20 protein-coding genes are annotated in these 17,149 nt (G+C 57.9%); 5 read left to right on the forward strand and 15 right to left on the reverse strand.

Annotated features, from left to right (window positions below; translation table 11 throughout):
• Window positions 1-64 precede the first annotated feature (64 nt).
• The 4 genes from QMN23_RS11225 to QMN23_RS11240 all read right to left on the reverse strand — a co-directional run bounded on the left by QMN23_RS11225 (window position 65) and on the right by QMN23_RS11240 (window position 3,779).
• Entirely contained in the window at window positions 65-817 is a 753-nt protein-coding gene (locus QMN23_RS11225; protein ID WP_281999393.1) for a transglutaminase-like domain-containing protein, read from the reverse strand.
• Window positions 807-1,919: a DUF3488 domain-containing protein gene (locus QMN23_RS11230; RefSeq protein ID WP_281999394.1), complete on the reverse strand. Its 1,113-nt coding sequence runs from the start codon at window positions 1,917-1,919 to the stop codon at window positions 807-809. Before QMN23_RS11230 ends, QMN23_RS11225 begins: the two co-directional genes overlap by 11 nt.
• A 55-nt stretch (window positions 1,920-1,974) precedes the next feature.
• The gene (locus QMN23_RS11235) at window positions 1,975-2,724 is read right to left on the reverse strand and encodes a DUF58 domain-containing protein (RefSeq protein ID WP_281999395.1); all 750 of its coding nucleotides are present in this window, start codon (window positions 2,722-2,724) and stop codon (window positions 1,975-1,977) included.
• 113 nt (window positions 2,725-2,837) lie between these two features.
• Complete coding sequence (locus tag QMN23_RS11240) at window positions 2,838-3,779, reverse strand: AAA family ATPase (RefSeq protein ID WP_281999396.1); 942 nt, start codon at window positions 3,777-3,779, stop codon at window positions 2,838-2,840.
• Window positions 3,780-3,965: 186 nt separating this feature from the next.
• Between QMN23_RS11240 and thrC the strand changes: the two genes are divergently transcribed.
• Both thrC and yrfG read left to right on the forward strand, forming a co-directional pair.
• On the forward strand, window positions 3,966-5,351 hold the full coding sequence (gene thrC / locus QMN23_RS11245) for a threonine synthase (protein ID WP_281999397.1): 1,386 nt from the start codon (window positions 3,966-3,968) through the stop codon (window positions 5,349-5,351).
• Window positions 5,352-5,378: 27 nt separating this feature from the next.
• On the forward strand, window positions 5,379-6,038 hold the full coding sequence (gene yrfG / locus QMN23_RS11250) for a GMP/IMP nucleotidase (protein WP_281999398.1): 660 nt from the start codon (window positions 5,379-5,381) through the stop codon (window positions 6,036-6,038).
• 74 nt (window positions 6,039-6,112) lie between these two features.
• Here yrfG and QMN23_RS11255 read toward each other — a convergent pair whose 3' ends face one another.
• The 9 genes from QMN23_RS11255 to QMN23_RS11295 all read right to left on the reverse strand — a co-directional run bounded on the left by QMN23_RS11255 (window position 6,113) and on the right by QMN23_RS11295 (window position 12,723).
• The gene (locus QMN23_RS11255) at window positions 6,113-7,423 is read right to left on the reverse strand and encodes a homoserine dehydrogenase (protein ID WP_281999399.1); all 1,311 of its coding nucleotides are present in this window, start codon (window positions 7,421-7,423) and stop codon (window positions 6,113-6,115) included.
• Window positions 7,424-7,458: 35 nt separating this feature from the next.
• Complete coding sequence (gene nusB, locus QMN23_RS11260) at window positions 7,459-7,872, reverse strand: transcription antitermination factor NusB (protein ID WP_281999400.1); 414 nt, start codon at window positions 7,870-7,872, stop codon at window positions 7,459-7,461.
• On the reverse strand, window positions 7,872-8,339 hold the full coding sequence (ribH, locus tag QMN23_RS11265; RefSeq protein ID WP_281999401.1) for a 6,7-dimethyl-8-ribityllumazine synthase: 468 nt from the start codon (window positions 8,337-8,339) through the stop codon (window positions 7,872-7,874). The genes nusB and ribH overlap by 1 nt, the downstream gene beginning before the upstream one ends.
• A gap of 20 nt (window positions 8,340-8,359) precedes the next feature.
• Window positions 8,360-9,562, reverse strand: coding sequence for a bifunctional 3,4-dihydroxy-2-butanone-4-phosphate synthase/GTP cyclohydrolase II (locus QMN23_RS11270; RefSeq protein ID WP_281999402.1), 1,203 nt, complete (start codon window positions 9,560-9,562; stop codon window positions 8,360-8,362).
• A 39-nt stretch (window positions 9,563-9,601) separates the two neighbouring features.
• Window positions 9,602-10,252 carry a riboflavin synthase gene (locus tag QMN23_RS11275; protein ID WP_281999403.1) on the reverse strand — a complete coding sequence of 217 codons (651 nt, stop codon included), beginning with the start codon at window positions 10,250-10,252 and terminating at the stop codon, window positions 9,602-9,604.
• On the reverse strand, window positions 10,237-11,346 hold the full coding sequence (gene ribD, locus QMN23_RS11280; protein WP_281999404.1) for a bifunctional diaminohydroxyphosphoribosylaminopyrimidine deaminase/5-amino-6-(5-phosphoribosylamino)uracil reductase RibD: 1,110 nt from the start codon (window positions 11,344-11,346) through the stop codon (window positions 10,237-10,239). The genes QMN23_RS11275 and ribD overlap by 16 nt, the downstream gene beginning before the upstream one ends.
• A 63-nt stretch (window positions 11,347-11,409) precedes the next feature.
• Window positions 11,410-11,862, reverse strand: coding sequence for a transcriptional regulator NrdR (gene nrdR, locus QMN23_RS11285; RefSeq protein WP_281999405.1), 453 nt, complete (start codon window positions 11,860-11,862; stop codon window positions 11,410-11,412).
• Complete coding sequence (locus QMN23_RS11290) at window positions 11,859-12,326, reverse strand: deoxycytidylate deaminase (RefSeq protein ID WP_281999406.1); 468 nt, start codon at window positions 12,324-12,326, stop codon at window positions 11,859-11,861. The genes nrdR and QMN23_RS11290 overlap by 4 nt, the downstream gene beginning before the upstream one ends.
• A 70-nt stretch (window positions 12,327-12,396) precedes the next feature.
• Window positions 12,397-12,723 (reverse strand): peptide chain release factor family protein, encoded by a 327-nt coding sequence (locus QMN23_RS11295; RefSeq protein WP_281999408.1) that lies wholly within the window; start codon window positions 12,721-12,723, stop codon window positions 12,397-12,399.
• Between the two features lie 167 nt (window positions 12,724-12,890).
• On the opposite strand from QMN23_RS11295, the gene QMN23_RS11300 reads away from it, so the two are divergent.
• Window positions 12,891-13,439, forward strand: a complete 549-nt coding sequence (locus tag QMN23_RS11300) for an HD domain-containing protein (RefSeq protein WP_281999409.1) — start codon at window positions 12,891-12,893, stop codon at window positions 13,437-13,439.
• Between the two features lie 112 nt (window positions 13,440-13,551).
• Complete coding sequence (locus QMN23_RS11305) at window positions 13,552-15,009, forward strand: RtcB family protein (RefSeq protein ID WP_281999410.1); 1,458 nt, start codon at window positions 13,552-13,554, stop codon at window positions 15,007-15,009.
• 9 nt (window positions 15,010-15,018) lie between these two features.
• Here the strand turns inward: QMN23_RS11305 and QMN23_RS11310 are convergent, their stop codons facing one another.
• Window positions 15,019-15,471 carry a YaaR family protein gene (locus tag QMN23_RS11310; RefSeq protein WP_281999411.1) on the reverse strand — a complete coding sequence of 151 codons (453 nt, stop codon included), beginning with the start codon at window positions 15,469-15,471 and terminating at the stop codon, window positions 15,019-15,021.
• A 10-nt stretch (window positions 15,472-15,481) separates the two neighbouring features.
• Entirely contained in the window at window positions 15,482-15,820 is a 339-nt protein-coding gene (locus tag QMN23_RS11315) for a hypothetical protein (protein ID WP_281999412.1), read from the reverse strand.
• 237 nt (window positions 15,821-16,057) lie between these two features.
• On the opposite strand from QMN23_RS11315, the gene QMN23_RS11320 reads away from it, so the two are divergent.
• On the forward strand, window positions 16,058-17,149 hold the full coding sequence (locus QMN23_RS11320) for a phosphotransacetylase family protein (protein ID WP_281999413.1): 1,092 nt from the start codon (window positions 16,058-16,060) through the stop codon (window positions 17,147-17,149).

Below are 17,149 nucleotides of genomic sequence, written 5' to 3' on the forward strand. Positions count from 1 at the left end.
CAATCAGCCAACCTTGTCAAGTTCTATGGAGCTACCGGCAGCGCGGCCACGATGGCACCGCACGTTATCGCCGATCATTTTTCCAGTGGCCAATCCGCCGTAGCAAGGCGGCCAGTTGCCGATACTCGCGTCCCGCAAGCTGCCGGTCTTGATAGAGAATCGCCCCGTAGCGCACGGCAAATTCGGCAACGACGGGATCGCCGGTCATATCAGCCAGTTCCTGAAGACCAAGCCCCCCCTCTGCCACACTCAAGCCATATTCCTGCTCGACGCGGGCGTAAAACCGTTTAACCAGCCGCTCCTTCCGTGACCACCGCCCACTCCGAAACAAAAACCAGGCTACCGCGGCGATAAAGAGTGCGCCGACGGGAACGAGCAGCCGGTTGGCGGTAGTTGGCAGATGGAGGTTGCTAAATCGACGATCAGCCCTTCTGACGAGTTCGAGCTGTTTTTGCAGGTCATAGGTTATGACCGCCCGGTTCCAATAATAGGTCAGACTGTCAGAAACCCTGGCAAACAAGCCGATCGCCCGCCCGGCTCCCGCCCGCAGCTGCTGCCGGAAATTCACTGCATATGAGCTCGGGTCAACGGTTACCCACCCCTGCCCATCGATGTAGGCTTCAACCCAGACATGAGCCATCGCTTCGGTGATTACGTAATACCCCCCCATCTCGTGATACTCGCCACCATAATACCCCCCGACAAGCCGTGCCGGTACGCCGGCAAGTCGCAACAGAAGCGCACAAGAGGAGGCAAAGAGTTCGCAATGCCCTCGTTTTTTGTCGAAAAGAAACTGGGCAATCGGGTCAGCCCCCACCGGCAGATCGGTAGTTGCGTAGTGGAACTAGCTGTCGAGCAAAGAATCCCAAAATCCGGTCCAATTTTGCACGATCCGACCGGGCATTCCGGGCAAGATCGCTAGCTAACGCTCTTGTTTGCGGCGAGATTTCTTGCGGCAGGCGGAGATAGAATGGCCGATCAATATCGGCAGCAACGGCAACATGATCGGCAAGAACCGACTGCACTTCGTACCTCACCCGCGACTCTCCCCTGCCCTTTCGCTGAAAAACCAGATCGCCGGATCGCTCGTTGGGCACCCCGAAGATTTGTTGCGGCAGATTCAGCGCAAAAAGATATCGATTGACCGACGGCTCGGGATAGATGACCTGTTTGACGACTTTTCCCCGACCCGGCAGCGGCCGCTCGCCGGCGTGGACCGGACCTCTGACCCAACTGGAACCGACCGGCTCGTTGAGGACGATACCGCGCCAATAGAGGTCATTGCTGCCGAGCGGGATGCATTCGGCGCGGAAAACCACCGTCGCCACATCGGCAACAGTCGCCGACTGCCCGGGTTCGACCCGATCTGTGAACCCGGTCGACCTAACCGCCGAAGCCTGGGAGAAATTCCACAAGGGATACTGCGTGCGGGGAAGAATCACGAAGAACAGCAGGACGAGTGGGATCGCGGCAATCGGCATCAACAAGGCGGAAACCACAATTTTTCTCATGACATTGGTCGGGAGCACGAGACGATCATCAACCGACTGAAACGTCAGCAAAACCAGAGAAACAGCAATCAAAGCCAGGAGTAGCAGCAGATAGACAACGAAAATCGCACTCAGGTTGAACAGCGACGAACCGGCCAGAGTGAAAAGCGCCAGGGCGAAGATCTGCAAAACATTTCGCGGAGTTTTCGCATTGACCAGACGGACGGCCTGCAGCACCGCCAGGAAGTTGACCACCGGCGTCGCTGGATTGTCACTGCTCCACTGTCCGGCATATACCAAGAAACAGATAACCGTCAGAACGGTCGAAGGCAAGCCGGACGCCGGATAATACCGCCGGCGATCGCACCAGTAACCGCCGGCAAGCGCCACCGGAAGAGCGGCCTTGGCAGCCACGTCCAGATAGGACATTACCGGCAGGTATCCCAGTAACGCCACACAAGAGGCCAGAAGGCTAACGACACTGTTAACGCTTACCATAGAGAGCCAGTTCGGAAAGCATTTTAAGGCGGTGCAAAGCGGAGGTGTCCGGTGAGAGTACCTTGCGGCCGACGATCATGCCAACGGGACGTTGCGCACGGATGTACCGGTTTACCAGCCAGGCATAACAGCCGAGTACTTCTTCCAGGCTTTCACCGGTCAAGGAATTGAGATCAAGCACGACCGGTTCGTCGACCACAGCCGACAGCTCCTTGACCTTCAAGGTATCGTGGCGAGCCGACAGTCGCCAGTGAATCTTTTTCAACGGTTCCCGCCCCGAATACTCGGCAATGTTTTCGACCTCGCCCTCCATTCCCCGGCCGCGGCCAAGACTTGTGCCTCTGGCATTGCCCCCTTCCGCGACAGACAGCAACCGGCATCGCCTGGGTCGAGGGAAAACCAGGCAGCGTTCCTGAAGCGGCAAAATGGTGCTGCGAACGAAAAAATTGATCGGGAAACGGGAGATGACAGCTACCTGAGTCAGTTCATGCCACCCCCGCCCCGCCAGGGCAATAGCCACTGTTTCCGTGGAAACCGAGCGCCGGTCCAAGAGATGAAAATCTGCCGTTCCGCCGGCGAGGGCAACCCGGATCAGGAATGACGGCAGGAATTTCTTTCGGTTTTCCAACTGGAGTGTCACAAAGGTCTGCTGCCCATCGTATATCTCGGCCGGGAATTGTGGGACAACGCTTAATCCCCGGATGTTGAGCCAGCCGAGGATGCCCGAGACGGACATGAAACCGAGCAGCGCCGAAACAATTAGGAAAAGCAGATTGTTGCCGGTATTGACCGCCGCAAAACCGATCAGAAGGGTAATGGCGATGTAGGCAATCCCGGCACGGGTCAGTTTCAGACCAGCGGCACCGGGATGGTGTGCAGGATGGCGTTTAATAGCTCCCCCTTATCGTAGCTTTCGCTCTCCAGCGACAGAATCAGCCGGTGCCCTCCCACCGATGCGGCAATAGCCTTGACATCTTCTGGAATGACGTAGCTCCGCCCTTCCAGATAGGCATGGGCTTTGGCCGTCTCGGCCATGCTGATCGCTCCGCGGGTCGAGATGCCCGAAGCGATCGCCTTGTGCTGGCGTGTGGCGGCAACGATGGCATATATATAGTCGACGAGCTTCTCGGAAAGATAAATCTTCTCCTTGATCGCCTGTTGCGCTGTCAGGATGTCCCCAACCGCCACCAGCGGATTGAGGGTCTTGATTTCATCCCTGATACTCCCTCCTTTGATGATCGCCTTTTCGATCGCTTCAGGGGGGTAGCCGATGCCGCTGCGCACCATGAACCGGTCCAGCTGTGACTCCGGCAATGGATAGGTGCCGACCTGCTCAACCGGATTCTGGGTGGCAATAACCAAAAACGGTTCGGGCAGCGGATAGGTGGTTCCCTCTACCGTTACTCGCCGTTCTTCCATGGCTTCGAGGAGAGCACTCTGGGTCTTGGGCATCGTCCGGTTTATCTCATCGACCAGCACCACGTTGTTGAATATCGGTCCGCGCAGGAAGGAAAAGCGATTCTCTTCGCGGTTGTAGATCGAGAGGCCGGTGATATCGGAAGGGAGCAGGTCGCTGGTGCACTGGACTCGACCGAAGGAGAGGCCGAGCGCCTGGGCAAGGGCAAGCGCCAGCGTCGTTTTGCCGAGTCCGGGGATATCTTCCAGCAACAGGTGCCCACCCGACAGCAGAGCAACCATTGCCATCCTGACGGCACGGATTTTTCCTTTGAGATAATTGCTCGCCAGGGTGTCAATAACGTGCAGTATTGTGTCGCGTTTAGGCAGATCCATGACTTCCCATCCTCATACCCGAACTACGGGCGTAGTTTTCACAATAGTACCATAGTGTGCCCAATTCGGGGAACCGGGGAGCTGTACTACCGACCTCACGCGGAAGGCTTCCCATTTATCGCCATTGCTGCTAAGATGCCTAGGCCGGACCATAGCCGGACAAATCCTACACGAGACGGACCCGACATGAATTACATCAGTACCAGAGGCGGCATTGCGCCAATCAGTTTCAAAGAGGCGGTGATGATGGGACTGGCCGATGACGGCGGTCTGCTCCTGCCGGAAAGCATTCCCCAACTCGACCGGACGACCCTGTCCTCCTGGCAGGACCTCCCCTACCAGGAGCTGGCGTTGCGGATCATCTCCCTCTTCGCCACCGATATCCCCGCCGCCGACCTGAAGAGCCTGATCGACCGCTCCTATTCGACCTTCACCCACCGGGAGATCACCCCGGTCGTACGGCAGGACGGGCTGTACATTCTCGAACTCTTTCACGGGCCAACCCTCGCCTTCAAGGATGTAGCGCTGCAGCTGCTCGGCAACCTGTTCGAGTACCTGCTTGAAGAGAGGGGCGAGCGGATGAACATCGTCGGCGCCACCTCCGGCGACACCGGCAGCGCCGCGATTTATGGCGTTCGGGGCAAGGAGAAAATCAATATCTTCATCATGCACCCCCACGGCAAAACGTCGCCGGTCCAGGAACGGCAGATGACGACGGTCCTCGACCCCAACGTCCACAACATCGCCGTACGGGGGACGTTCGACGACTGCCAGAATATCGTCAAAATCCTATTCAACGACCTCGCCTTCAAAGAAGAATACGCCCTCGGTGCCGTAAACTCCATCAACTGGGCCCGGGTGCTTGCTCAGGTAGTCTACTATTTCTATGCCTACTTCCGGGTGACGGCCTCTTGCGGCGAGGAAATCTATTTTTCGGTACCGACCGGTAATTTCGGCGATATCTTCGCCGGCTACGTCGCCAAGCGAATGGGCCTGCCGATTCGCCGGCTGCTCCTCGCGACCAACGAAAACAACATCCTTACCCGCTTCATCAACCAGGGCGACTACTCGCTCGGTGAAGTCGTGCAGACCGTTTCCCCCTCGATGGACATCCAGGTGGCCTCCAATTTCGAACGCTACCTCTACTACCTGTTCGGCGGCGACTCCGCCCGGGTTCGTGACGCCTTCGCCTCATTGGCCCGCAACGGCCGGATCGACGTTTCCCGTGCCGAGCTGGCAACGGTCCAGGCCGAGTTTGCGTCTCGCTCCGTCAACCAGGAAGAAACCATCGCCACCATCTCCTCCTTCCACGCCCAGACCGGTTACATCCTCGATCCGCATACCGCCGTCGGCGTTCAGGCGGCCCGGGAACTGGTAACCGACGGCACGCCGACCGTCTGCCTGGCAACGGCTCATCCGGCAAAGTTTGCCGAGGCGGTGGTACGGGCGATCGGCCAGGAGCCTCCTCGCCCGGCGGCTCTCCAAGGAATCGAAGCGTTGCCGACCCGCTGCGAACTCCTCGACGCAGACCGCGAAACGATCAAGGAGCTGATTCGTAAAAAGGCCCGTTAGCGGGCCTTTTTCACATGGATTTCCGAAATGCTTATCAACTGGGACACCATTGACACCGTGCTCCTCGACATGGACGGAACCTTGCTCGACCGCCATTTCGACGATCATTTCTGGCTGGAGCACGTACCAAAACGGTATGCGACTAAAAACGCCATCACCGTCGAGACCGCCAAGGAACTTCTCTATGGTCTGTTCCGCTCCCAGGAACGGACCCTCAACTGGACCGATCTCGACTATTGGTCGGAGCGTCTCGGTCTTGACATCCCTCTGCTCAAAGAGGAAGTGGATCACCTGATCGCCGTCCATCCCGGAGTGATCGAATTCCTGCTTTTCCTCCGCCATCAGGGGAAAGCGATCTGGCTGGTGACCAACGCCCATAGCAAGACATTGGCGCTCAAAATGCGCAAGACCCGGCTCGGCCCCTATTTCACCGGGATCGTTTCGGCCCACGAGGTGGGCCTCCCCAAAGAGGACAAAGCCTTCTGGCAAAAATTGCAGGAGAAGATCACCTACGAACCGGCCAGAACCCTCCTCGGCGAAGACAGCGAAACCAATCTCGGCACCGCCGAACTCTACGGAATCAGACATCTGATTTACATGAGCCGGTACAGCTCAACAATCGTACCAACACCTTCTCCCCGGTTTCCCTCCATCCATTCCTTTACCGAACTCATCCCCGTGCTGTAGCCCGCCACTCCCGACCGCAAATAAAAAAAAGCGGCCAACGGCCGCCTTTGTCCTGCTTCTTATTGTTCCGAAAACTACTCCAGATTATCCTCAATCCTGATATAACGACTCTGGTCGGTGATGATGTCGAAGGTGTCGATTTCCTGCAGCGCCTTTTGCACGTCCATTTCCCGAGCCTCGTGGGTCATGATGACAATCGGTACCGAGCCGCCGATCATGCGGGCCGTCTGGACCATCGACTCGATGCTGATGTTATGGGCGCCGAGGACACCCGAGATTTTCGCCAGCACGCTCGGCCGGTCGACGGCACTGAAGCGCAGGTAATACTTGCTCTCGATCTCACCCATCGGCTTGATCTTGAGGGTGGCAACCGAGCCGTCGAGAAAGCTGAGCGGTGCACACCGCCGGTTGATGCCGGCCATGAGGTTCCGGGAGATATCGATAATGTCGCCGAGAACGGCACTGGCAGTGGGCTCCATACCGGCACCCCGGCCGGAGAGCATCACCGGACCGACAAAATCCCCGGTCAGGCGGATAGCATTGAAGACGCCGTCGACATCCGCCAGGGGATAGCTCACCGGAATCATCGTCGGATGAACCCGTGCCTCAACCAGGTCGCCATCGCGTTTGCCGATCGCCAGCAACTTGATCTTATAGCCGAAATCCCGGGCAAACTTGATGTCGACGGCGGAGATCGAACTGATTCCCTCGGTATAGATGTCGGCAAAGTTGACCCGCGTACCGAAACAAAGCGAAACAAGCAACGCAAGTTTATGGGCGGTATCGATCCCCTCGACATCGAAGGTCGGATCGGCTTCAGCATAGCCAAGCTGTTGCGCCCGGTGCAGAACAGTAGCGAAATCAGCCCCTTCCTGAGTCATACAGGTAAGTATGTAATTACATGTCCCATTAAGGATACCAAAGACGGAACCGAAGTTATTGGCAGCCATGTTCCCTTTTATCGCCGAGATAACGGGAATCCCCCCGCCGACGGCCGCTTCGAACAGGACCTCCACCCCCTTGCGGGCGGCAGCGGCATAAATCTCCTCGCCGTGCAGCGCCAGCAGCGCCTTATTGGCGGTCACAACATGCTTGCCGTTTTCGATCGCCCGCAGCACGAAACTTTTAGCCGGTTCATAGCCGCCGATCAGTTCAACGACTACTGCAATCTCCGGATCGTCGAGCAGTTCCATGGCATTCGTGGTCAATAACCCGGGCGAAAGCTCAATTCCCCGGTCGGTAGTAACGTCCAGATCGGCAATTTTCTTCAACACTACCGGCGTACCGACCTTGTCGGCGATTAATGCACTATTGGTCAGCAGCAGCTTGGCAACGCCGGTGCCGATGGTACCGAAGCCAAGCAGACCCACATTGATTGTCTTCATAATCTCTCGCTGCTCCTTGCAATCGGTTCTTCGCGCTATTTTTCGGGCAGGCCCGAGGCGACCTCGTCGAGAATGCCGTTGACGAATGCCGGCGACTCTTCGGTGCCGTATTTCTTGGCCACTTCGATCGCCTCGTTGATGGTGACGTTTTTCGGAATGTCATTCCGGAACAGCAGCTCGTACACGGCCAACCGGAGGATATTCAGATCCACCTTGGACATCCGGCCGAGCGCCCAGTTCTTGGATTTTTCGGCAATCAGCGCATCAATTTCACGGCGGTGTTCCTGAACGCCGCGAACAATCCCGTCGGCAAACGCCTGGCCGGCTGCAGCTCCAGGCTCTGCATCCTCGAGGACGATTTCGAGAAGAGCGCCCCGGTCATTCTGACTGAAATCCTGGGAGAAGAGAATCTGTAGCGCCAGCTCCCTCCCTTGGCGACGGGCTCCCACTAGTGCAGCTCCCGGTAAAGGCGGGCCGTTTCAATCGCGGTCATCGCCGCGTCGAACCCTTTGTTTCCGGCTTTGGTCCCGGCCCGCTCAATCGCCTGTTCGATGGAATCGGTGGTCAGGACGCCAAACGCTACCGGCACCCCGGTTTCGAGGGAAACATGGGCAACCCCCTTGGCAACCTCGGCGGCAACGTAGTCAAAATGAGGGGTAGCCCCGCGGATGACCGCGCCAAGACAGATGACGGCATCGTAACCACCGGCCTGGGCCAGCTTTTTCGCCGTCAGGGGAATCTCGAACGCTCCGGGGACCCGCACCACATCAACCTCCGCGGCATCCGCACCGTGACGCACCAGCGCATCCAGGGCTCCTTCCAGCAACCGTTCGCCGATAAAGCTGTTGAAACGGCTCACGATAATGCCGAACCGGAGTCCGGAGGCATCAAGCTTTCCTTCGATAAATCGCGGCATAGTATCCTCCCCAGATCACACTAGATATTTTCGAGCAGATGGCCGAGCTTCTCCCGCTTGGCTTTCAGATAGCCGATATTCGACTTGGTCGGCGGAATCTCGATGGGCACGCGTTCGACAATATTGATCCCATAGCCCTGCAGGCCGATCAGCTTCCGCGGGTTGTTGGTCAACAGACGGATATTCTTCACACCCAGATTGACGAGAATCTGGGCACCTATTCCGTAATCCCTCAGGTCCGGCTTGAAGCCGAGGGCCAGGTTGGCCTCGACGGTATCCTTCCCCTGATCCTGCAACGCATAAGCCTTCAGCTTGTTGAACAGACCGATCCCGCGCCCTTCCTGACGCATATAGAGGATGACCCCCCGCCCGGCCGCTTCGATCATCTCCATGGCCCGGTGAAGCTGGCTGCCGCAGTCACAGCGCAGGCTATGGAAAACGTCGCCGGTCATGCACTCCGAATGGACCCTGACCAGCACCGGCTCGTCCCCCTTGATCTCCCCCTTGACCAGGGCAAGGTGCTCCAGACGATCTACGTCGTTTTCAAAAGCCACCGCCCGGAAGTCCCCGCATTCCGTCGGCAGCAGCACATCCGCGGCACGCCGGACCAAAGATTCGTGCTTGAGTCGATAGGCAACGAGGTCGGCAATGGTGCAGATCTTCAAGTCGTGCTCTTTGGCGAATTTCTTAAGCTCCGGCATCCGCGCCATCGTGCCGTCGTCGTTCATGATCTCGCAGATGACGCCGGACGGCTTGAGCCCCGCCAGGCGGGCCATGTCAACGGACCCTTCGGTCTGGCCGGCCCGCACCAGCACACCGCCGTTGCGGGCGCGCAGCGGAAAGACATGCCCCGGCCGGGCAAGGTCGTCGGCCGTCGTCCCATCGGCCACAGCGGTAAGAATCGTGTGCGCCCGGTCGGCAGCCGAGATGCCGGTCGTCACCCCTTTTTTCGCTTCGATGGACACGGTAAAAGCCGTTCCGAACGAGGAGGTGTTCTCGGAAACCATCATCGGCAGCTGGAGATGATCGCACCGCTTCTGGGTCATGGTCAGGCAGACCAGGCCGCGACCGTAGCGGGCCATGAAATTGATCGCCTCGGGGGTGACCATTTCGGCCGCCATAGTCAGGTCGCCTTCGTTTTCACGATCTTCGTCGTCAACAAGGATGACCATCTTACCGCGGCGAATATCCTCGATTGCGTCTTCTATCTTGGCAACAGACATCGGTTACTCCATCTAGGGAAAATGTAACACACCTATATCTCACAGAAAGCCGTTCTTTGCAAGCAGATCAAGGGTTATCCGGCCGGCTGCCGCCGGCTGCCGGTCACCGGTCAGCAACCGTTCGACATACTTGCCGAGGATGTCCGTTTCGATATTCACCCGCATGCCGACTTTGCCGTTGTGCAGGGTGGTCATCACAGCGGTATGGGGAATAACATTGACGGAGAAGGTTTCCCCGTCAACGGCATTGACCGTGAGACTGATTCCGTCGAGCGCCACCGAACCTTTTTCGACGACATAGCGGCAGTTTTCCCGGGGGAGACGTACCCGAATGACAGTGTTGCCATCCAGAGACCGGCGCTCGACAATTTCGCCGAGGCAATCGACGTGTCCGGTAACCCAATGGCCGCCGAGCCGGTCGCCGAGCCGGAGTGCCTGCTCCAGATTCACCGCGGCGCCCGGGCCGAGTTGGCCGAGCGTGCTGCTCGCCAGGGTCTCGGGAGAGACATCGAACGTTAACTGTCCCGCCTGCCTGGCAACAACGGTAAGACAGGCGCCGTTCACCGCCACCGAATCACCGAGGGCAATCCCCTCAACCGGCAGGCTGGTGGCAACAGTCAACCGCCCGGCGGCAGCCGACCGTTCGAATTTACGGATCGAACCGACATCCTCGATCAGTCCGGTAAACATATCCCCTCCGGATAGGCTTCGATCATCACATCGTCGGCAAACCGGCGAACCGACACCCGCCCAAGGCGAAAACAGGCGTCCATTCGCACGGCCGACTCGCCGGCGAACGGTCCATAGCCGCCGGTGCCGCCAAGCAATTTGGGGGCATAAAATAGCACAAACTTGTCGATCAGGCCGTGGCGGAGAGCGTAGCCGGCCAGCTCGCCCCCCCCTTCCAGAAGGATTGACTGGACCCCTCGTTTGCCGAGAAGCGCCAGCAGCTCGGCCAAATCGACCCGACCCCCGACGGACCGACACGTCACGACTTCACAGCCGGCGGCGTCCAATGCCCCGATCCGTGCGGCATCCCGCGCCACCGTTGCGACAATGGTCCGGGCGGACGATTGCTGGCGCAGGAGGCGTGCCTCAGGAGACAGCCGCAATGAACTGTCAACGACGATCCGCAGGGGATCTTTACCGCCGGGAATCCGCGCCGTCAGCTGCGGATCATCCGCCTCGACCGTCCCGATGCCGACCATGACCGCATCGGCTGCCGAGCGGAGGCGGTGCACATAACGTCTCGACCGTTCATTGGTAATCCATTTGGAGTCGCCACTGGCAGTGGCGATTTTACCGTCCATCGTCATGGCACTTTTGCAGATGACAAAAGGCATCCCCGTCTGGACGTGCTTCAGGAATGGCTCGTTCAGGACGCGGCATTCCTCTTCCAGCACGCCGGTGATCACCTCGACACCCGCGGCCCGCAGCCGGGCTATGCCCCGGCCGCTGACCAGGGGATTCGGATCGACCATACCGATAACCACCCGCGCGAGGCCGGCCTCGACCAATGCATCGGCACAGGGAGGAGTCCGGCCGAAATGGGAGCACGGCTCAAGAGTAACGTAAGCATCCGCGCCGCGTGCCCGATCCCCCGCCTGACGCAAGGCATGCACCTCGGCATGGGGAGTGCCGGCCCGGCGATGCCAGCCGGTTCCGACCACCGCACCATCCTTGACGATGACACAACCGACCGCCGGATTCGGCGCCGTCTTGCCGACGCCCCGGCGAGCCAGTTTCAGTGCGTGATGCATCATCTGTTCGTTGAAGTCGGTCATGGTGGGCAATCACCGGGAAAAGCGTCCGGCAGCGGCAGCAGGGGCTGTATCACAGCGGAAGTGCTACTTCTTCAGCAAATCCTGCAATTCGGTCATGAATTCGTTGACATCCTTGAAGGATCGATAGACAGAGGCGAAACGCACATACGCGACCTCGTCGATCTCGTGGAGCTCAGTCATCACCCACTCGCCGATAGTGGTACTCGGCACTTCCTTTTCGCCCCACTCCTGCAGCCGCGATTCGAGCCGATCAACGAGCTTTTCGATCGTCTCCCGGGAGACCTTGCGCTTTTCGCAGGCTTTCTGAATCCCGGCAATGAGCTTCAGCCGATCGAACGGTTCGCGGCGGCCGTCTTTTTTAAGCACCAGCGGGAGCGTCTCTTCGATCCGCTCGTAGGTGGTGAACCGCTTGGCGCACGATTCGCACTCGCGACGGCGCCGGATAGCCGCCCCCCCTTTGTCGGGGCGGGAATCGACGACCTTGCTGTCGGAAAAGGCGCAAAAAGGGCATTTCATCGCTGGTCACCTTGGGGTAGTTCAGTAAACTTCTCGACGTGGACGCCGGACTCCGCGATCATCTCCTGAGCCAGCTGATCGGAATACCCCTCTTCGTAAACAATCCGGCGAATGCCGGCATTGATCAGCATCTTCGAGCAGATGATGCACGGCATGGTGGTACAGTAGAGCGTACTCCCGTCAATGTTCGTACCATGCTTGGCCGCCTGAATGATCGCATTCTGTTCGGCATGCAGCCCGCGACAGAGTTCATGCCGCTCCCCCGAGGGGATATTGAGCCGTTCGCGCAGACAGCCGACCTCAAGGCAATGGGCAACACCCGACGGCGCACCATTATATCCGGTGGCAAGGATATTTTTGTCCTTGACGATGACAGCCCCCACTTGACGCCGCAAACAAGTGGACCGCTTGGCGACAAGGTGGGTAATCTCCATAAAGTACTCATCCCATGTTGGTCGAGACATAGCTTCCCTCAATCAATAATCGGCAAAGAATACCCGATAGCCCCAGGAAGGTCAAGGAATTAGCCACTTATCACTCATCGCCGGCAGTGGAACGAAGCCGTTTTTTCAGGGCAACACGTTTCTTGTCACTAAGGCGCCGTTCCTTCTCTCCTTTCGGCACCGGAGAAGCAACCCGCCTTTTCTGCCGCTGTTGCCTCCGCTGCAGCACCTGCTGCAGACGCGCCAGGGCCAGTTCCCGGTTACGGGCCTGGGAGCGATGCTCACAGGCTTGAACGACAATACCGGTCGGCAGGTGGCGAATCCGAACACAGCTTTCCGTCACATTCCGATGCTGTCCACCGGGACCCGAACCGCGGTAATATTCAACACGGAGATCACTTTCCTTGATTTCAACCATCCCGGCCCTCTCCTTTGCCAGCAGCGATTAATTCTTATCATAGCAGAAATCGGCAAGACACTGCAGCGGTTCAGAACGCCCTCTTTACAGAACTGATAAAAGTCTATTACACTGAACCGGTATTCTCTCCCGACAACCGCAACATCCCCTGTTTCGAGGAAACAGCCATGCATGGTGAAGAACTCCTGCAAAAATACTTCGGCACCGAGAGCGTAAGCTTGGCCATCGTTCTCGAACACAGCAGGGCTGTTGCCCGAAAAGCGTTAGAGGTCGCCCGACGACTGGCCGAAAAACAACCGCTCGACCTGCAATTCATCGAGGAAGCGGCCCTGTTGCACGACATCGGCATCTGCGAAACCAACGCGGCAAAACTTGGCTGCTCCGGCGAAGCCCCCTACATTGTCCACGGCATTCTCGGTCGGCAAATCCTCGAAAGCGAGGGCTTGCCACGCCACGCGCTACTGTGCGAACGCCATATCGGCGTCGGCCTTACGGTCGATGACATCGTCAGTCAAAACCTCCCCCTCCCCCACCGCGAGATGGTTCCACTCACCACCGAAGAACGGATCGTCTGTTATGCCGATCTCTTTTTCTCCAAGAAACCCGACAATCTGAGCAGGGAAAAATCCGTGGCCGAAGTCAGACAGAACCTGGGCGTCTTTGGAGAACATAAGATCGCAATTTTCGATAATTGGCACCAGAACTTCAACAAATAGTCATCCACACACCTACTTACCTACACATCTCGAACACCGTCAGAATCCCAATAGAGGCTCCCGCGCCATCTTGTGCTATAGTTAGCACAGAAAGACTCGCAGGGGGAATGCCATGGCAGTACCGGCAGCATTGAAAAAGATATCCGCCACCATTTGGGAACTCCCGGTATCGTATAAGGCGGGCATGCTGGTCCCGGCCCGTATCATTGCCGACGAGCGGTTGATCAATGCCATGGATGCCGGCGTATTTGAACAGGCAGCCAACGTCGCCTGCCTGCCGGGTATCCAGAAATATTCCTACTGCATGCCCGACGGCCATTGGGGATACGGCTTTCCCATCGGTGGCGTGGCGGCTATAGACCCGGCAACCGGGGTTATTTCCCCCGGGGGGATCGGCTTCGACATCAACTGCGGGATGCGCCTGGTGCTGACCAATCTCGTCGAAGAAGAGGTTCGGCCACGGCTTCGGGAACTTGTCGACGCGCTCTTTCAGCGCGTACCGGCGGGCGTTGGCAGCCACGGCTTCGTCAAACTGAGCCATGACGAATTTTGCCGCGTTGCCGAAATGGGCTCACGCTGGTGCCTGAAACATGGCTATGGTTGGCCGGAAGATCTGGAACTCACCGAAGAAGGGGGCTGCTTTGCCGGGGCCGACGCTACCAAGGTCAGTCAGCGAGCGATCGAGCGCGGCTACAACCAGATCGGCACCCTGGGTTCGGGAAATCACTACCTCGAAATCCAGGTAGCCCGCCCGGAAAATATTTTCGACGGGGAAACAGCCCGGACGTTCGGGATTACCAGGCCGAACCAGGTTGTGATCATGTTCCATTGCGGCAGTCGCGGTTTCGGTCACCAGATCGCCACGGACTACCTGCAGCGGTTCCTGGCCGTGATGACCAGCAAATACGGCATTACGATGCACGACCGCGAGCTGGCTTGTGCCCCGTTCCGCTCCCCTGAAGGGCAGGATTACTTTGCCGCAATGAAATGCGCGGTCAACATGGCCTTTGCCAATCGCCAGGTGATCCTGCACCGGATTCGCGAGGTGTTTTCCGATCTGTTTCACCGTGACCCCGACGACCTGGGGATGGGGATGGTCTACGACGTGGCCCACAATACCGCCAAACTGGAGACCCACCTTGTGGATGGAAAACGGCGTCAGCTCCTGGTCCACCGCAAAGGCGCCACCCGCTCGTTCGGCCCAGGCCAGGAGGGAATTCCCGAACGCTACCGGGAAACCGGCCAGCCGGTGATCATCGGCGGCAGCATGGAAACCGGCTCCTATTTGCTGGCCGGCGAGCCCGGCGGTACCGACACATTCTTTACTACCGCCCATGGCAGCGGCCGGACAATGAGCCGCCACCAGGCGAAAAGAATGGTCAAAGGCCAGAAACTCCAGCGAGACATGGAAGAGCGGGGAATCTATGTACGAACGGCGTCATGGGGAGGGTTGGCGGAAGAAGCGGGGTTTGCCTACAAAGACATCGATGCGGTTGCGGAAGCAACGGAACTGGCAGGTTTGAGCAGGCGGGTGGCCAGGCTGCGGCCGATCGGCAACGTCAAAGGCTGACAGGCACGCTCAGATTTTGAAGTCGACAACCAGCCCCTTCAATTCCATGATCTTGTTGGTTATCGCCAACCGATCCTTGTTTTCAGCCATGATCAACCGATAGAGATTATCCGCTTCCCGATCGATCACCGTGATAATTTCGAAACAGCGAGGATTAAGCGTCGTCCCCCCTACCCGCTCCAACCGATAGGCATGGGTAGTAACTTTCTTGGTAAGAGCGGCAATCAGGTCACGGAACACTCTGAAATTGGCCATGGTCGGTTCCCGCTCCAGATCGGTTCCAGCCTGATCGATTTCCTCTTTCAAATCCTGGAGTTCCTGCTCATAACCCTCAAACTCCAGTTGCTGGCGCGAAAGAGTCCTGACAAAAGGCGAGGGGCTGCCGCCGTCCGATTTTACCAACGTCCCCTTTTTAGTTTTCTTGCCGACGTCCCGCGACGATATTTTGTCGTCAATGCGCATAGACTTGCCCTTATTTGCCGTCGCCGACAGAGCGTTGCCACGGCGAATCCGGCACCGCAATACAATTGCCGCTCCAGGTGATCGAATCGATTGTTTCCCGGGAATCAACGCCGACAATCCGCTCGCAGTTGAGATTTACCGGCCCGCCGTAGGTGTAAACGCCGCCCCGGTCCTCATACCAGTGATAAAACTTGTTCCCCGAGGCGTCCGTCGAGACGGTGGACGGCGGACCGACACGATCGATCAGCTCTTCGAGGCTGGCACCCTGCCAGGCATTGAGCTGTTGGCGAACCGGAGAACACCCGGCTAAAAATAATGCGACGACGAAGGCAAAGCGGGCAGATTTCACAAGTCACCTTTTTCCACCAGGGATTGGACGATTCAGCTCAAGCACAAAGTACGCCAACACACATCCTGCATCTCACTTCAAAAGCACTGGAAAGCCATACCCTACCGCGTGTCATTTTTTCGCCCGGCTCGGGGAATTAGTGTATACTGATCAACCGGAGCTACCCCGCACCGCGAGAAGCGCATTAACCATAATACATCAAGTAGATGAGATCAATTGTTTTAGTCAGGGGGGATAATGGCGAAACGAGTCTTTATCGGCGCAACAGGCCAAAACTGTGGCAAGACCACCATGAGCGTGTCGCTCATGCATCTGGCAAGACAGAAATATGAGCGGGTCGGCTTCATCAAGCCGATCGGACCGAAGATCGAACTTTACCAGGATTTGACCATCGATATGGACGCCATCCTGATGGCCAAGACTTTCGGCCTGGAAGAAGACATCCGCTTGATGAATCCGGTGTCGCTGCACAAAAGCTTCACGCGCGATTACCTGAATGGCAAGCTTGATTGCCATGCACTGAAAAAGAACATCATCGAATCATTCGCCGTCCTCGACGAGAAATACGACTTTCTGATCATAGAAGGCGCCGGCCACTGCGGCGTCGGGTCGGTGATCGGTCTGAGCAACGCCTGTGTTGCCAGGAGCCTGAACGCCCCGGTCATCATCGTCACCGACAGCGGCATCGGCAGTGCGATTGATGCGGTACATCTGAACCTGGCCCTTTACGAAAAAGAAGACGCCGACGTCCGGATGGTGATCGTAAATAAACTCCGTGCCGATAAGCGGGAATCGGTCCTTGGCTTTCTCCGCAAAGGTTTTCCCGGGCGGAACATCCAGGTATCCGGCGGCTTCAATTATTCGCCGATTCTGGCTAATCCAACCTTGAGCCACATCGGCAAACTGCTCAACCTGCCGCTGCATGGCGATCCGGACGGTCGGAGCAGAATTCTCCACCATATCCAGTTGGGCGCCGCCTCGTCACAGCGGGTCGCCGATGGGCTGGAGGATTCCACCCTCATGGTACTGACCAGCTCCCGCGACGAACTGATTGTGACTCTCTCCTCGCTTTATCACATTCCTGCCTACCAGGAGAAAATCGCCGGGCTGGCCATCGCCGGCCATGTTCCCGTTTCGGAGATCACCCAGCAGATCCTCGACGACAGCAATATTCCCTACATCAGGGTCCACGATTCGACAGCCAACGTCTTCACGACACTACTTGAAGACGTCTCGAAAATCACCGCCGAGGATCGGGAAAAGATTTCCTGGATCACCACCAACGCCGAGAACGAAATCGATTTCGAGGCGATCGACGCTCTTCTCTAA

It is taken from the genome of Geotalea uraniireducens (genome assembly GCF_027943965.1).
In the GTDB taxonomy this organism is placed as follows: Bacteria; Desulfobacterota; Desulfuromonadia; order Geobacterales; family Geobacteraceae; genus Geobacter; species Geobacter uraniireducens.